General features: G+C 51.5%; 9 protein-coding genes and 1 pseudogene. 1 reads left to right on the forward strand and 9 read right to left on the reverse strand.

All coding sequences use genetic code 11. The features are described 5' to 3' along the window. Positions 1 to 129 precede the first annotated feature (129 nt). Together pruA and IPN95_14345 are read right to left on the reverse strand one after the other, a co-directional pair. Positions 130 to 1,761: an L-glutamate gamma-semialdehyde dehydrogenase gene (gene pruA, locus IPN95_14340; GenBank protein MBK9450553.1), complete on the reverse strand. Its 1,632-nt coding sequence runs from the start codon at positions 1,759 to 1,761 to the stop codon at positions 130 to 132. A 112-nt stretch (positions 1,762 to 1,873) separates the two neighbouring features. Next, on the reverse strand, positions 1,874 to 2,593 hold the full coding sequence (locus IPN95_14345; protein MBK9450554.1) for a hypothetical protein: 720 nt from the start codon (positions 2,591 to 2,593) through the stop codon (positions 1,874 to 1,876). A 197-nt stretch (positions 2,594 to 2,790) separates the two neighbouring features. Here IPN95_14345 and IPN95_14350 point away from each other — a divergent pair, with 197 nt between their 5' ends. Beyond that, complete coding sequence (locus tag IPN95_14350) at positions 2,791 to 3,837, forward strand: hypothetical protein (GenBank protein MBK9450555.1); 1,047 nt, start codon at positions 2,791 to 2,793, stop codon at positions 3,835 to 3,837. 98 nt (positions 3,838 to 3,935) lie between these two features. Here the strand turns inward: IPN95_14350 and odhB are convergent, their stop codons facing one another. The 7 genes and pseudogenes from odhB to IPN95_14385 form a co-directional block, all read right to left on the reverse strand. Then, complete coding sequence (odhB, locus tag IPN95_14355; protein ID MBK9450556.1) at positions 3,936 to 5,177, reverse strand: 2-oxoglutarate dehydrogenase complex dihydrolipoyllysine-residue succinyltransferase; 1,242 nt, start codon at positions 5,175 to 5,177, stop codon at positions 3,936 to 3,938. Positions 5,178 to 5,182: 5 nt separating this feature from the next. Next, a pseudogene (locus IPN95_14360) lies at positions 5,183 to 7,941 on the reverse strand (2-oxoglutarate dehydrogenase E1 component). A 31-nt stretch (positions 7,942 to 7,972) separates the two neighbouring features. Continuing rightward, positions 7,973 to 9,265 carry an NADH-quinone oxidoreductase subunit NuoF gene (nuoF, locus tag IPN95_14365; GenBank protein MBK9450557.1) on the reverse strand — a complete coding sequence of 431 codons (1,293 nt, stop codon included), beginning with the start codon at positions 9,263 to 9,265 and terminating at the stop codon, positions 7,973 to 7,975. Positions 9,266 to 9,378: 113 nt separating this feature from the next. After that, positions 9,379 to 9,999 (reverse strand): signal peptidase II, encoded by a 621-nt coding sequence (locus tag IPN95_14370; protein MBK9450558.1) that lies wholly within the window; start codon positions 9,997 to 9,999, stop codon positions 9,379 to 9,381. A gap of 125 nt (positions 10,000 to 10,124) precedes the next feature. Continuing rightward, entirely contained in the window at positions 10,125 to 10,499 is a 375-nt protein-coding gene (locus tag IPN95_14375; GenBank protein MBK9450559.1) for a TraR/DksA family transcriptional regulator, read from the reverse strand. Positions 10,500 to 10,501: 2 nt separating this feature from the next. Next, positions 10,502 to 13,864 (reverse strand): isoleucine--tRNA ligase, encoded by a 3,363-nt coding sequence (locus IPN95_14380; protein MBK9450560.1) that lies wholly within the window; start codon positions 13,862 to 13,864, stop codon positions 10,502 to 10,504. Between the two features lie 329 nt (positions 13,865 to 14,193). After that, positions 14,194 to 16,425: a T9SS type A sorting domain-containing protein gene (locus tag IPN95_14385; protein MBK9450561.1), complete on the reverse strand. Its 2,232-nt coding sequence runs from the start codon at positions 16,423 to 16,425 to the stop codon at positions 14,194 to 14,196. Between the last annotated feature and the right edge of the window lie 325 nt (positions 16,426 to 16,750).

Below are 16,750 nucleotides of genomic sequence, written 5' to 3' on the forward strand. Positions count from 1 at the left end.
GAACGGCTCCTATCATTTGTGAAAAGTGAAAAGCCCCAGCAGGAACTGTGAAAATTTGCGTTAAGCTTCTAGCACTCTGACTTATGCGAAGGCAAGCCCCAAAGGAACTTTTCGTTTTTCAATTTTCACTCAATCAGGCATGAGGAAGGGGTAGCGGTAATCCGTCGGCGGCACAAAGGTTTCCTTGATCGTGCGTGGGGAAACCCAGCGCAAGAGATTTAGGTAGGAACCGGCCTTGTCATTCGTCCCGGAAGCGCGAGCGCCCCCGAACGGCTGCTGACCAACGACGGCGCCCGTTGGCTTGTCATTGATGTAGAAGTTGCCCGCCGAATTTTCCAGCAAGCGGCTCGCCTTTTCGACGACATAGCGGTCACGGGCAAAAATTGCACCGGTCAAGGCATAGGGGCCCGTTTTGTCTAGAATGCCAAGAATGTCTTCCCAGCGCTCATCATCATATTCATACACCGTGATCACCGGCCCAAAGATCTCCTCACACATCGTGAGGAACATCGGATTGCTGGTTTTGATGACCGTCGGCTCGATAAAGTAGCCTTTGGACTTGTCATAATTGCCGCCGACGATGATTTCGGCCTCGGGACTTGCTTTTGCACGGTCGATGTAGCTGGCAATTTTGTTGAATGACCTTTCGTCGATGACCGCATTCACAAAATTGGTGAAGTCGCGGGGATCACCGATTTTGAAGCTATTGACCTCGCTGATCACTTGCGACATTACATCCACATATATCGATCTTGGAATGTAGGCACGCGAGGCTGCCGAGCATTTCTGCCCCTGAAATTCGAATGCACCACGGCTGATGGCGACGGCAACCGCCTTTGGATCCGCACTGTTGTGCGCAAAGATGAAGTCCTTGCCACCCGTTTCACCGACAACTCTTGGGTAAGACTTGTACTTGGTGATGTTGTTCCCGATCTCCCGCCAAATATGTTGAAACACGCCCGTCGAACCGGTGAAGTGCAAGCCTGCAAATTCGGGATGCTGGAAGATGATGTCGCCCGCCATCGGGCCATCGACGTAAATCAAGTTGATGACGCCATCGGGCAAACCCGCTTCGCGGTAAATTTCCATGATGACCTGCGCCGAATAGATCTGCGTTTCGGCAGGTTTCCAGACGACCGTATTCCCCATCATCGCGGGAGCGCCACACAGGTTGGCGGCGATGGATGTAAAGTTGAATGGCGTCAAGGCAAAAACGAATCCCTCGAGGGGGCGGTATTCCAGACGGTTCCAAACCCCTGGCAACGACTCCGGCTGATCTTTGTAGATCTGCGTCATGTAGGCGACGTTGAAGCGCCAGAAGTCGGCGAGTTCGCAAACTGCATCAATTTCTGCTTGGAAGGCATTTTTGCTTTGACCGAGCATGGTTGCCGCATTCATCTTGGCACGGTACGGACCGGTGAGCAAGTCGGCGGCCTTCAGGAAAATGGCTGCGCGCTGCTCCCAGGGCATGGCGGCCCACTTGCTACGGGCGGCAAGTGCTGCATTGATCGCAGCGTGGACATGCGATGCATCGCCCCAAGCGTGGTGCCCGAGCAAATGTGAGTGGTTGTGCGGCGGATGCATGGCGCGCTTGTCGGAGGTGAAGACAACCTCGCTGCCGATGTACATCGGGATGCTTACCTGCTGGGCAGCAAGCTCATCGATCTTTGCCTGAAGGGCTTTGCGTTCGGCACTGCCGGGCGCATAGCTCAGCACAGGCTCATTTTTGGGAACGGGAACGTGAAAAATTGCGTTGGCCATAGGGAATTCTTTTCCTTGAAATTGGCCACAAAGTTACGCAGGATTTTAGGATTCAAGGTTTCAGGAATCCTGTCGGAAAGCAACAAAGGTCACAGAATTTCAATCCGGTCTCTCAATCCTTGAATTCAGCCAAAAACCGCACGAATTTCCGCTTGGCGACCGGCACCAAGGAGGCTTCCTCTGGAAAACGCAGCTTCGAATTCACCGAAAAAGTAGCAGGATTGGGCAGGTCACGCTGCTGCCGGATGAGTTCCCACTTGATCGATTCGTAAGTCGTTCCAATGCTGAGCGTAAAGTCTGCGACAAACTGCGAATGAATGCCGCGGTAGCGCTCATTGGCGCTTTCAAACATTGTAATTTGGTAGGAATAGGCCTTTACCTGATGGGCATTGCCCCCTCTGAGCAACAAATAGCCTGCGTCGCGGTACAGCGGAAGCAAACCCACCGTTTCGATTTCAATGTTTTCTTCGATCAATTCGTAGAGTTGTTTGCCTTCTTCAACGGTCGCTTTTACCTGTGGCAAGGAGAATTCGACAATTTCTTCGATTTCACGGAGGGCCTCGTCATCAGCCAACAACGAAGCGTACAATACCTGGAATTTCTCCCAATCTACTGCGCGCATCTGTTTGGGAATTGCGCCTTCGAATTGCAGTTTGCTCTGCTGAAAAGCGTGAAGGTTCTGGTAATGGCTGATCAAATCCGAAAACACCGGATACAACAGGCTTTGATCGAAGGCCTGTTTCACACTTTGGAGATAGGCAAGCAGCACATATTTTTTGTATTCAAAGTCCTGCAAGCCTTCCACGAACCAATCCGAATGGAGCGTTTTCATCGTTCACTTGATTTTCAACAGTAGAATCTACGCAAATCCCATCCAAAAGGAGGCTGATGTCCCGGTCCGCCCCAACCTGCGGGACGAAAGACAACAAGTGAAATTGTGCCTGATTTTCAAGGAAGATCCATGACCAAGATCACCCTCCGTTCCAACGAATGATTGGTTGATTGCTGTGAAATTTCGGAGATTCGGGCATGGATAAGAGAATCACCGCCATCTTCCTCATTTGCTTCGCCGTCCTTGCCTTTCAACGCGTTGTCGCCCAAACCACCTCCGATTCCCTGCTTTGCACCTATTTCTATATGGAATCCGGAGACATTTTTGTCGGCGAAGTCTTGTCAGAATCCAAAGAAGAATGGCGAATCAAGGAGCAGTTGCTCGGGGAAATGTCCTTGGACCCACGTGAGATCAAGGAAAAGAAAGACCTTTTCAAAGGAAGCAAGGTCAGCTTTTCACTGAATGACAATACCCGCTATACCGGCGTGCTGAATGGCTTGGAAAGCGATGCCTACATTGTCTGGATCGCACCCAATGGCGAAATCCGCATTCCAAAGTCCAAAGTGGCTTCGTTGGAAATTCTTCCGGAAGATTCTGATGTGCCACAAAATGCCAATGCGACACGCTATCTGTTTGCCCCATCGGCGATTCCACTGGAAAAGGGATCCGGTTACTATCAAAACGCCTATATTCTTCTCAATTCGGCAAATTATGGCATCACCGACCACATTTCGATCGGCGGCGGGGTGGGCATTCCCTTGTTTTTCTTTGTGAATCCCAAAGTTGGTTTCAAGGTCGCAGACCGGTTTTACCTATCCGGCGGCGCTATTGCTGCAACCACTTTCATCGGCGACAACATTACGGTTGCCATTCCATTTGCGGCGGCGACCTATGGGACCCATGAAACCAATGTCACGCTTGCAGCAGGCTACGGACTCTTTTGGTTCAGTGGGGATTTTGAACATTCCAAATACCCGATTGCAACGGCAAATGGCATGTTTCGCCTTTCGAAACGCTTGCACTTGATTACCGAGAACTGGGTGATCCCGATTCAGCGGGAGCGCGTCACGTTTGATCCTTTCGGGCAACCGACCGTGGTGAATCGACTCGAAACTTATGTCGCTTCAGGTTTGGGGCTGCGCATTCAAGTGGGCAAAAGTGCTACGTTTGACGTTGCGCCCGTTTACGTGAACGTAGGCGAAGCCCTGATTTTGCCCTATTTGGACTTTGTCTACAAGTTTTGAGCCTCCCGCTGTTGTCCAAATCCACACGCCTTTAATCACAAATTCCAATCCCGACCGGAAGTCGACATTGGAATTTGGTATTACATTCAGCGAATGCCTTAGATTCCCAACAGCAGACGCGCTGGATCCTCGAGGAATTCCTTGACTTTGTACAAAAAGGTCACCGCTTCCTTGCCATCGACCAAACGGTGGTCATAGGAAAGTGCAAGGTACATGATCGGGCGGATCACAATCTGACCGTTCACAACCACGGGGCGGTCTACGATGTTGTGCATTCCCAAAATCGCGCTTTGCGGCGGATTGAGGATCGGGGTGGAAAGCATCGAACCAAACACGCCACCGTTGGTGATCGTGAAGGTGCCACCGGTCATGTCGTCGATCGTGATCTTGCCTTCGCGGGCCTTCACGGCGAAGGCACCGATCGCCTTCTCCACTTCGAGGATGCTCATTTTCTGGGCATCGCGAATGTTGGGAACAACCAAGCCACGGTCTGTGCTCACAGCCACACCGATGTCGATGTAGTTGAAGCTCACCATATCATCGCCGTCAATTTGGCTGTTGATATTGGGCACAAACTTCATTGCCTCGCAACATGCGCGCACGAAGAATCCCATGAAGCCAAGGCCTACACCGTGAACTTCCTTGAATTTGTCTTTGTATTGTGCGCGCAAATCCTTGATCGCCTGCATATCCACCTCGTTGAAGGTGGTGAGCATGGCAGTGTCATTTTTGGCACCCACAAGACGCTCTGCGATCTTGCGACGCAAGACCGTCATTTTCTTGTGCTCGCTTGCACGGTCACCGGAAAGTGCGACAGGCTCCACAGCGGCTGTTTTGGTCTCCTGCTTTTCTGCAGCCGGCTTGACGGACGATGCACCATTGCCTCCGCCCTTGACGGCTTCGACCACATCAGCCTTGGTCACGCGGCCATCACGGCCCGTACCGACAACGGATTCCTTCGACAGGCCTTGATCCTTGATCATCTTTTCGGCGGACACCGAAGCCACGCCTTTGGCGTAGGTTGCTTCCTTGCCAGCCTCAACTTTGGCAACCGTTTCCACTTTGGTGGTTTCTGCCACGGGTTGTGCTGCAGGTGTTGCCGCGGCCGATGTATCGATCTTGGCGATCACTTCGCCGACGCGTACAACATCTCCCTCTTTGCGGAGGATTTCGATGCGGCCCTCACCTTCTGCATTCACAGTCAGTGTTGCCTTGTCTGAATTGATCTCGACCAATTCGGCATCCATCTCGACGATGTCGCCCGTTTTCACCAACCATGCACCCAATTCGACCTCAGTGATCGATTCTCCGGGAACAGGTACTTTCACTTCCAGAATCATGCGAATTATGCTTTGGAGAGTTCCTTTTTAGCTTTCTCTTTGCCCTTTGGGCCGCTTGTGGGCGCGAAGGCGCGCTCCATGATGCTCTTGTGCTCCAACAGGTGCACTTTTTTGTATCCCGTTGCCGGGCTTGCACTTTCTGGCCGTGAAATCACTTCCAACGGCAAGAAGCGCACTTTGCGCAGCAAAAATGACCAAGGTCCCATGTTCTCGGGTTCGTCCTGAACCCAATTCCACTGCTTGGCATTTTTGTATTTGGCTTTCAAGGCCTCCAATTGCTGTGTCGGAAGCGGATAAATCTGCTCCAAACGCACCACGGCAATGTCGGTACGGCCTTCTTCTTTTTGACGCTTGACCAAGTCGTAGTAGAGCTTGCCCGAAACGAGCAAGACGCGTTCCACGCTGGCTGCCTTGACGTTTTGATCATCAATGAGCTCTTCGAAGCGACCCATCGCCAATTCGGCCATGGTGCTTGTCGCCTCGGGAAGACGCAACAGGCCCTTGGGCGTGAAAACAATCAACGGCACGCGGAATGGGCGGTGCAATTGGCGACGCAGCAAGTGGAAAATCTGAGCCGGGGTTGTCGGCTGCACAATCTGCCAGTTGTTGCTGCTACACATTTCCAGGTAACGCTCCATCCTTGCGGAGGAGTGCTCGGGACCTTGACCTTCGTAGCCGTGGGGCAACAACATCGTGAGGCCGCTCAAGCGCATCCACTTTTGTTCGGAGCAGGAGATGAACTGATCGATCATGATCTGCGCACCGTTTCCAAAGTCCCCGAATTGTGCTTCCCAGAGGGTAAGCGTATTGGGTGAGGAGAGCGAATAACCGTATTCAAAGCCAAGGACCGCATATTCGCTCAAAAGCGAATTGTAGATGTCCATGGACTTGGTGGCACCAAGATTGTTGAGGGGTGTATATTCTTCCTCCGTCTGATCTATTTTCAGAACCGCGTGGCGGTGGGCGAAGGTGCCGCGTTCGACATCCTGACCCGACATGCGCACGCCGAATCCTTCCTGCATCAAAGTGGCATAGGCAAGCAATTCACCCATGGACCAATCGAGGCGATCGGATTTGACCTGTTCGCGACGGTTTTCAAAAATCTTGATGACCTTGTCAAAGAATGCCTTGTCTTTCGGAAGTTCAAGCATCTTCTCGGTCAAACTACGCAAAAGGTCCATCTTGAAACCCGTGTCCGGGCTTTTGGTCCAGTCTGCGGCTTCTTCCCTTCGAATGCCTTTCCAGACCGATTCTCCGAAGCTGTACTTGACGGCTTGGCCGTTTTGCTTCACTTCATTGAGCTGATTTTGCAAGGACGACCGGAAAGCCTTGTCCAACTGCTTGTCATAGCCAGCCTCGACAGCGCCTTGGGCGAGAAGGTGCTGGTAATAAATCTCGCGTGGATTGGCATGCGCCTCGATGGCCTTGTAAAGCGTGGGCTGCGTGAAACGTGGCTCATCCCCTTCATTGTGGCCGTGGCGACGGTAGCAAAGAAGGTCAATGAAAACGTCACGGTGAAATTCTTGACGGAACTCCATCGCCAATTTGCAGGCGAAAACCACTGCCTCCACGTCGTCACCATTCACATGGAAGACAGGGGAATTGGTGACTTTGGCGACATCGGTACAATAGGTGCTCGTGCGGGCGTCGTGGTAGTTGGTGGTAAAGCCAACCTGATTGTTGATCACCAAATGGATGGTGCCGCCTGCTTGGTAGCCTTCGAGTTCACTCATTTGAATCTGCTCGTAGACAACGCCTTGCGCAGCTATGGCTGCATCACCGTGAATCAGAATCGGGACGATTTTCTTGCGATCACCGGCATATTTCTGATCGAGCTTTGCGCGGGCCTTTCCTTGCGCCACCGGACCGACAGCCTCCAAGTGGGAGGGTTGGCACAGAGGCTCAGGTGCACTTGCGCACCCGTACGGGAGGTCACATCACAAGAATAGCCGTGGTGGTATTTCACATCCCCGGCAAAATCCTCGATTTCATTATAGTAGCCTTCAAATTCGGTAAAGATCTCCGAATGGGGCTTTCTAAGAATGTTGACCAGCACATTCAAGCGCCCGCGGTGGGCCATGCCCACCACATATTCTTGGACGCCGAGTTCCGAGCCCGATTCGATCACCTCATCCATGGCTGGGATGACCGTTTCGGCACCCTCAATGGAAAAGCGCTTTTCGCCGACGTATTTCTTGGCGAGGAAGTCTTCAAAGACCACCGCCTCGTTGAGCTTGGAGAGAATGCGTTTCTTTTGGTCGAGGGAGAAGGAGGGCGTGTTGCGCGGCTCCTCCATTTTTTTCCGCAACCAAAATTGGATTTCCGGCTCGCGAATGAACATGTACTGAGCACCGATGTGGTGGCAGTACGTTGTATCGAGCATTGCGACGATGTCGCGCAGCTTGGCGGGGCCAAGGCCCACATCCACACCTGCCTGAAACACGGTGTCCAAGTCGGCATCGCTCAGACCAAAGTTTTCCAAGGCCAATGTCGGCAGGTACTTGCGCCGATCACGCACCGGATTGCTCTTTGTGAAGAGGTGTCCCCGGGACCGGTAGTCATTGATGAGGTTCAGGACATAAATCTCCTTGACATCCCCGCTTGCCTGGCCTTGATCGCCAAACTGCATCCGGGCAAAATCAAAACCCTCAAAGAATTTGCGCCACCCGTATTCAACACTATCAGGGTCGCTGAGGTATTGTTGATAAACCTGATCGATGTAGCCGGGATCGGCGTTGCTCAAATAGGAATAATTAGATGCCATTTCTACTCATTCAAGATACAAAACCACCTGCTCAGGAAACCGCAAACACTGCCTTTTCGGTGACACGGGCTTCAAATTCGCCCCGGAATTTCTTCAAGGCAGAACGCACCGGCCATGCGGTTGCATCCGCCAAGGCGCAAACCGTGCGACCTTCCATCGTATCGCAGAGATTCAGCAACACCTCAATGTCGCGTGTAGTTGCCGTGCGGTCGACAAATTTCCGGAGGGTCTTGACAAACCAACCTGTGCCTTCACGGCAAGGGGTGCATTGTCCGCAAGATTCGTGGTCGTAAAACTTGGCGACACGGTAGGTAAACTTCACCATGTCAGTGTCTTCATCCAGCACACACATGCCGCCTGTTCCCAATACGGAACCGACGCTGCGTAGCGAATCGCTGTCCATGGTGAGCCCACTGTGGACCTCATCATAGGTCAGGAATGGGCAGGAAGAACCGCCCGGGACGACACATTTGATTTTTTTGCCGTTACGAACGCCACCGCCGACCTCGTAGATCATGTCGGTGAGCTTCATCCCGGTAGGATATTCGTAAACGCCTGGGCGATTTACGTGACCGGAAATGCCATAGAGCAATGGGCCTGGATGGGTTGGTGCACCCATCGCCGACCACCAAGCAGCACCATGCCGAATCACCAACGGCACATTGGCCAGTGTCTCGATGTTGTTGATGGTCGTGGGCTTGCCCCAAAGACCATATTGGGCAGGAAATGGTGGCTTCGACCTTGGATAAGGACGATTGCCCTCGAGCGACTCCATGAGTGAGGTTTCTTCCCCGCAGATGTAGGCACCGGCACCCGTATGGACATAAACGTCGCAGGAAAAATTGGTGCCGAAAAGGTTTTTGCCCGCAAAGCCTTTCATGTATGCTTCGTCCACCGCACGCTGCATCACATCGATCCAGTCCATGTATTCACCACGGATGTAGACATAGGCAGCCTCCATTTCCATCGCGTAGCAGGCGATCAAAGCCCCTTCGATGAATTGGTGCGGGTTGAATTCATAAATGCGGCGGTCCTTGATGGTGCCGGGCTCCGACTCATCGCCGTTGCAGGCGAGGTAGCGGGGCACACCCTCTTTTTTGGGAGGCATGAAGGACCATTTGAGACCGGCGTTGAAGCCTGCGCCACCACGTCCCCTGATATTTGCTGCTTTCACCTCGTCGATCACCTTGCGGGGATCCCATTCGTTGGAGGTGACAACTTTTCGCAGCATCTCATACCCACCGTGTTGCGTGTAAACGTCTATACGGTTGAGGTTAGGGATGTCCGGAAGTAATACTTTTTTGTAATCGCGCCAGTTTTCCATTGCCGATCGTCTTTTCAGATTGGAGGCTAAAGTTAGAAAACATTTTTCACATATAGCCAGAATACAGGCATCTTTTGGGATTTTACAGCATTGGGGGCGTGTTAAACATCCTGTCAAGGTGCTTGTTCGGGGGCTGTGGCAGCTTCTGATGCTGCAGCCGCAATTGTGTCCTCTTCCGTTGATGCTGCCTCGGTCGCACTTGCTTTGAAAAACCGTCTCTGAAAGATGATGATCGCGACGATCCCCACCGTGATGGCTGCATCGGCCACATTGAAGACAGGCAAGAGGTTCATTTCCAGACCCATCACCTCTCCATGCACGAGATTCACATAAAACATGTCTACCACCCGCCCATGCAACAAACCGCCCTCATAGTCATTGATTCCAGCAAACCATACTCCGTAAAACACCCGGTCGATGATGTTGCCAATGGCTCCTCCAAGGATAAAGGCTAAGAAATAGGGTAGGGAAGTGCGGGAATTTCGGACGGTTTGTAACAGGTAAATAATCACAATCACCGCAAAAATCGAAAAAAGCGTCAGGGCAAGTTTGGCCGTCTCGTCGTCGATGGAAACACCCACCTTCTGAAAGAGGTCACTGATTGTCAAACCAAAGGCTGCGCCTTTGTTTTCGATATAATTGATGCGGACAAAGTCTCCTGCGATCCTGATTTCTTCATAGGGGATCATCGTGAATTTCACCACAATTTTGACCACCTGATCGATCAGAACCACAAAAAAAGCCCACCAGAAAAACCTATAATCGAAAAAAAAGCGCTTGAGGGCCCCTTTTTCGCTAAAGACTTCTGATGGGTTTTGACGTAACTCGCTCAAGGCACAGCGTATTCTATGAGCAGCTTTTATTTGGGCTGAATGCGCTTTGCCTCGATTGACAGCTCTGTATGGGGCACAGCGCGCAAGCGCTCCTTGGAAATGAGCTTTCCCGTCTCTTTGCAGCGACCATAGGACCCGTTTTCGATACGGTCCAAGGCGCGCTGTAGGGAGCCGATGAACTTCATTTGCCGAGCCATGAACATTTCCGTCTGCTCCTTTTCAAGGGTGTCACTTCCGAAGTCGGTCATGTTATATCCGTCGGCGGTGGAGACATTGCTGTCACGAAGACTTTCCGCGAGTTCCTTGTACTCACGTTCGGCGGCATGCAATTTCTCGGTGATCAGCACGCGAAACTCCTCTAGCTCCGCTTTGCTGTAAAAATTCTTCTCTTTCTCTTCCATGATTACCGGGCGATTTTGATCCACCCTTGCACTCCATCGACTTCGACCGCAGTTCCCTCAACAAGTCCTGACTCGATTTTCAATGAATCCGCAAGGGTTTCATTACAAATATAATAGTTATTCTCAGTCAACGCCTCCCGCCACTCAGGAACATCTGAAAGCAAAACAGAAATGCGGTCTGTGACCTCCAATCCGCTGTCTTTCCGGATCCCTTGGATGCGGCTCACAATCTCACGTGCGAGACCTTCACGTTTCAACGCATCGCTCAGCGTAAGGTCGAGGGCCACGGTAACATTTTCGTTGGAGGCCACCCGCCATCCGGGCACGTCGGCTGTGCGAATTTCCACGTCGTCCCGCAACAATTCAAAAGGTGCTCCATCGACTTGGATCGTCAGCTTCCCGTTTTTGGTGAGCTCGGCAAATTCCTTGTTGCCAAATTTCTCGATGGCTTCTGCTGCGAACTTCATCTTCTGGCCCAAACGGGCTCCCAATGCCTTGAAATTGGCCTTGGCCTTTTTGACAATCACGGTGTTACCGTCTCCGTCGCGCACCAACTCGATGGCTTTGACATTGATTTCCGAGAGGATGATGTCCTGCACGGCGAGCACTTGTTGCGCCATGGCCTCATCGAGCACAGGGACGAGCACGCGGGCGAGCGGCTGACGCACCTTGACATTCACCTGCGGGTTTTTGCGGATGCTGTGAACCAACGAGGTGATTTCCCTGGCAAAATTCATGCGTTGCTCGAGGTCCAAGTCGATTTCTGCTGGATTGGAAACCGGGAATTGAGCCAAGTGTACAGATTCAAATGCTTCTAGACCCGTCGTTTTATTGAGGTCTCCGAATAATTTTTCGCTGTAGAAAGGAGCATAGGATGCCATCAACTTTGAAAGCGCAAGGAGGCATTCATACAACGTTTGGTAAGCGGCGACTTTTTCATCCGACATTTCGCCCTTCCAGAACACACGCCGACTCAACCGGATGTACCAATTGCTCAATTCGTCGAGGAAGGCCTCCATGGCCTTCACGCCACGATGAGGTTCATATTCGCCCAGGGCATTGTCCACCTCAGCGATCAAGGTATTGAGTTTGGACATCACCCAACGGTCCAATTCTCTGCGCTCAGAAACAGGAATGCGCGGCTGACTGAAGTCAAATTGATCGACGTTGGCGTATTGCGCAAAGAAGAAGTAGGTGTTGAAGAGCGTGCCAAAGTAGCTTTGTTGGCTCTCCTTCATGTGGGCCTCGTTGAACTTGAGGTTATCCCAAGGGGCAGCGTTGCCTACCATGTACCAACGCACGGTGTCGGCGCCAAATTCGGGCAGCACCTTGAACGGATCCACCACGTTGCCGAGGCGTTTGGACATTTTGACCCCGTTTTTGTCGAGGACCAAGCCGTTGGAAACGACATTTTTGTAGGCCACCTTGTCAAAAACCATCGTCGCAATCGCATGGAGGGTAAAAAACCATCCGCGGGTCTGATCGACACCCTCGGCGATGAAATCCGCCGGGAAATTTTGCTCAAACAGTGCCTTGTTCTCAAAAGGATAGTGCAATTGCGCTGCAGGCATGGAGCCTGAGTCAAACCAGACGTCGATGAGGTCGGGTTCACGGCGCATGGGTTTGCCGCTGTCGCTCACCAGCACTACATAATCTACATAAGGGCGGTGCAGGTCGTCGCGCAAGGAGAATTCGGTCGCTTGGTCTTGGGTCATGAAGCCCGCGGCCACGGCCTTTTGCATTTCGGCGACGAGTTCTTCGCGTGAACCGATGCATTTTTTCTCTGCGTAATCATCGGTGGCCCAGATCGGCAACGGAATTCCCCAGAACCGGGAACGGCTGAGGTTCCAGTCGACCAAGTTTTCGAGCCAATTGCCAAAGCGGCCCGTACCTGTGCTTTCGGGTTTCCAGTTGATGGTCTTGTTGAGCTCCACCATCCGGTCTTTGACAGCAGTGGTTTTGATGAACCAAGCGTCGAGCGGGTAGTAAAGAATCGGCTTGTCGGTGCGCCAGCAATGCGGGTATTCGTGCTCGTATTTTTCGACTTTGAAGGCTCTGTTTTCCTCCTTGAGCTGAATGGCGATGAGCACGTCGGTCGATTTGTAGTCTGCAGCGCTTTCATCGGCGCCGGTGTAGTTTTTCACGTACATGCCGGCGTAGGGTCCCATTTGGGGAACAAATCGGCCTTTCTTGTCCACGAGCGGGCCTTTAGAGCCATCGGGGTAAGTGATGAGCAGGGCAGGGACGCCATTTTGGGCGGCAACCCGGAAGTCATCTGCTCCAAAAGTTGGTGCGATATGGACGATGCCCGTACCATCTTCGGTCGTCACGAAATCGCCGACGATCACGCGGAAGGCATCGCCTTCCGGTTGCACATAAGGCATCAGTTGTTCGTAATGGATGCCCGCCAAGTCGGCGCCGGCATAGCCTCCGACAACTTCAACGTTGATCTTCTTGCCACCAACTTTGCCGGTGCCTCTGCCATCGACCAATGCGCCCTCCAACCCCAGCACCTTGCCCAGCAATGGTTCGGCAAGGATCACCGAGATCGGAGCATCGGTGTAGGGATTGCTGGTATTGACCTGCACATAATTGATGGTCTTGCCAACCGCCAAGGCAGTATTGCTCGGAAGCGTCCAAGGCGTCGTCGTCCAGGCGAGAAAAAACAGGTCGCCTGCTGCATTTTGGAACAAGGTCTCCGATTTTGCATCGCGCACGACTTTGAACTGTGCGACAATGGTCGTGTCTTTGACGGTTTGGTAGGTTCCGGGTTGGTTCAACTCGTGGGAGCTCAAACCCGTACCCGCAGCAGGCGAATAAGGCTGGATTGTATATCCTTTATAAAGGAAGCCTTTGTCAAACAATTGACGCAGGAGCCACCAGCAGCTTTCAATGTAGTTGCTCTCGTAGGTGACATACGGATGCTCCATGTCCACCCAATAGCCCATGTTTTCGGTGACTTCGTTCCACTCGTTGGTGAAGCGCATCACTGATTCTTTGCAGGCCTTGTTGTAGTCTTCGACGGAGATTTTGACGCCGATATCGTCCTTGGTGATGCCAAGTTCCTTCTCGACATTGAGTTCGATGGGCAAGCCATGGGTATCCCAACCTGCTTTGCGATGGACTTGGAAACCTTTAAGTGTTTTGTAGCGGCAGAAAATGTCCTTGATAGTGCGTCCCATCACGTGGTGGATTCCGGGGTGCCCGTTTGCGCTGGGTGGACCTTCATAGAAAACAAAAGCGGGGCCGCCTTCCCTTGTGGAAATGCTCTTGTTAAAGATGTCATTTTCCTTCCAAAACCGGAGGATGTCTTTGTCGAGCTCTGGCAAAGAGAGCTTTTGGTATTCGGGATAATGCTTGGCCATAAGGGTGCCTTTTGTTTCCATTGCGATTTTGCTTCGAATCCAGACTGGTTTGCGGCACAATTGCCAAACGGCAAAAAGCTGCGAATACCATCCAAAACCCGTTTTGAAAAAGAGTGGCAAAGTTAGAAAAAATCTATGAGGCTTGGTACGCCCAAATGCGGCGAAATGGTCACTTCGAATGATTTGCATTTGAATCCCAACTGCACCGTTTGATTCGATCACTGCAAAATCACACCTGCCCCAACCTTTTCAAATGGTGTCAAAAAGGAAAACGGATGCCAATTGACACCCGCTTACCACTACTATCCGCTGATTGATGTATTTCTATCTCAATGGAAAACGTCAAGTTTACCCTTGAACAATTTTCCGTTGATGGAGATTCTGTAAATATAAAGGCCGTTTGCAAAATCGGCAACCGAGACTTGCTCTTGGTACAAGTCTTGATGATCGACATCAAATTCCACTTGCTTGACGAGCATTCCGGAAATGTTGTAGATCTCAAGGCTTGTCGGACCTGCATTTGGGGCGTAGAACTTAACGGTTACCTGATCATTTGCCGGATTCGGGAAAATGCCATGCATCACAGCATCTTCAGGACCAGCCAATTCGATGCGTTGATGTTCCGTGAAGCTCGACAATCCATCGAGGTCCATCTGCTGGACACGGTAATACCAAGGTTCTCCGGTGTAGGGCGGGGTGTCAAATCGTTGGTAATGGGCACCCTGATTAGGATTGCCGGTTGAAGGCACAAATCCAAGGGATTCCCAAACAAAATGACTCCCGGCTCCAGAGCCTTCCAATTTTCCGCGCTGTACGTAAAATCCGCGGTTATTGACCTCCTGAATCGTACTCCAGTCGATTTGTACACGTTGGGGTCCCACCAAGGCGGCACGAAAATCTGACCAAACCACGGGAAACGGTGCGCCCAATCGCGTGATTTGATAGCTGCAATCATCATTTGCATAGCCGTCAAGCATCAAACGGTAGGTGTTTCCGACGACAAGCCCTGTCGCCTGTATCACGCCGCTTGATTGCAGAAGCGGGTTCCAACAATTGGATCTTGGGGTGAAGTTGATACAATCAACTGTCTCAAAAATCTGTGCCTGAATTCCATAGCCAAAATTGCAGTCAGGAACGTCGATCCTCAGTGTCATTCTTGAAGAATCCGCCACAAATGAAAACCAGCCATTGTTCTCGATCGATCCACAAAAATCATTGTCGAGGTCTACCGAAAAATCTGGCGTGTACAATTCATTGGTGAATCCGCAGACTGTGTCCGTTACCCCAAAGGAGACCAAGGTTGGGGAAACACAAAAATCACTTTCGTTTGGATTGCGAACACAAGCTGGCTCGCAGGGCTCGATTTTTATATTAAAAGGTGTGCAGGAGGGTGTGGGCAAATTGGAGACCATGATATAGTAGGTGCCGGGAGCCGTCAAGCTGATTGACCGCTTCTTGGGGTTACCACCCACAGAGGTTTGGGAGGCAATGCAGCTTGTTCCGATCAAATCCGGGCAGCCATTGTAGACAAAAAATCCTGTTCGAGGCTGTGTATTGCTCAATTCGACCGAAATGCATTCATTTCCTGCGGATACATATTTGAAGAGAAAGTCCTCACCATTCATGTAGGTGCTGTTGCACGCCATGGTGCTGTTGTAGGTGTTGCCGCGCCCGCAGGTCGTAAAGCCCACCTGATTGTAGGGCAAAGACGGAATCGTAAATGCCGTAGCGCAAGTTGCTCCCTGACCTACGCCTATACAAGGCACGATTGTGATGTCAAACGGAGAACAGTAAGGAGGTGTGTTTCCCTCCATGTCAAATACGATATAATAGGTGCCTGTAGAAGGCAGGGTGATGTTGTACAAATTGGGGTTTCCCGAGGAAGCCTCATGAAAGGCAACACAGGTACTGCCAACCACGTTGGGGCAACCTCTTATCAAAAACAGGCCGGTATAGATAAATGTGTTGGCCGTGTAAATGGAAATGCATTCGCCGGCAGTTCCGTTGTAGCGCATCACAAAATCTTCTCCATTCATGTACTGCGACCCGCAGGCATTTGCGCTGGTATATTCATTCCCGTAGTAGCACGAAGTCAAGCCTGACTGACTGTAAGGAAGGGAAGGGATAATCCACGGATTGCCACAACTGACGCCTGGTCCGCCGTAAGGGTTGAGCTCGGTGTGGTAAGCCAAGGTACCGCACGTGCTACCGCCTACACAATTGTATTGCGTGACAAGCACACGGTAGGTGCCCGTAATGGATGGTGTCCAGTACCATAGATGAGACTGCAAACCGCAATCGTCATCTGCGTAGCCCATTGCCGTAGGAACGCCGCTGTTGTCAAGTACAGTGATTTGGGTGTCCCAGCTTGCATAGCCACCACCCATACAAAAGGAAAACGTGTAAAATTCGCCGGCTGTGGCGGTAAAAGTATAATACTCTCCTCCCTTGATGCAAGGTATTGTTTGCCAGCCCAGTGTTGGAGCAATGGTGCCTGCAAATGTACCCCCTGTACACTGTGCATTCAGCGCATTCATCCACAATGTTATGAACCCAATCACCAGCAGACGCTGTGCAATTTTTTGTACACTTTTTTCCATTCCAACACCCTTTCCTTTTGGTTCCCGAAAACCAAGGCTTGCTGTTTAGAGATGTTGTCTGCCGAACCTTTTTTCCAACCTACTTAATAACTCTAATTTAAGGGCATGGTTTCCCACATCCAAATGTGGAATAGGCATTTATTCGGTTTTCCTTACATCAAGGAATGCGGTTTGAGAAATTAACAATTGCCGAAATCGTCAAGCCAAAATTGCCAATTTGGGCATCTAAATCCTTTCAGGTGACAAACCTGCTTCACCATGCAACTTGCCCTACTGGGCTATGATT

This window comes from Bacteroidota bacterium (genome assembly GCA_016718825.1).
GTDB lineage: Bacteria > Bacteroidota > Bacteroidia > J057 > JADKCL01 > JADKCL01.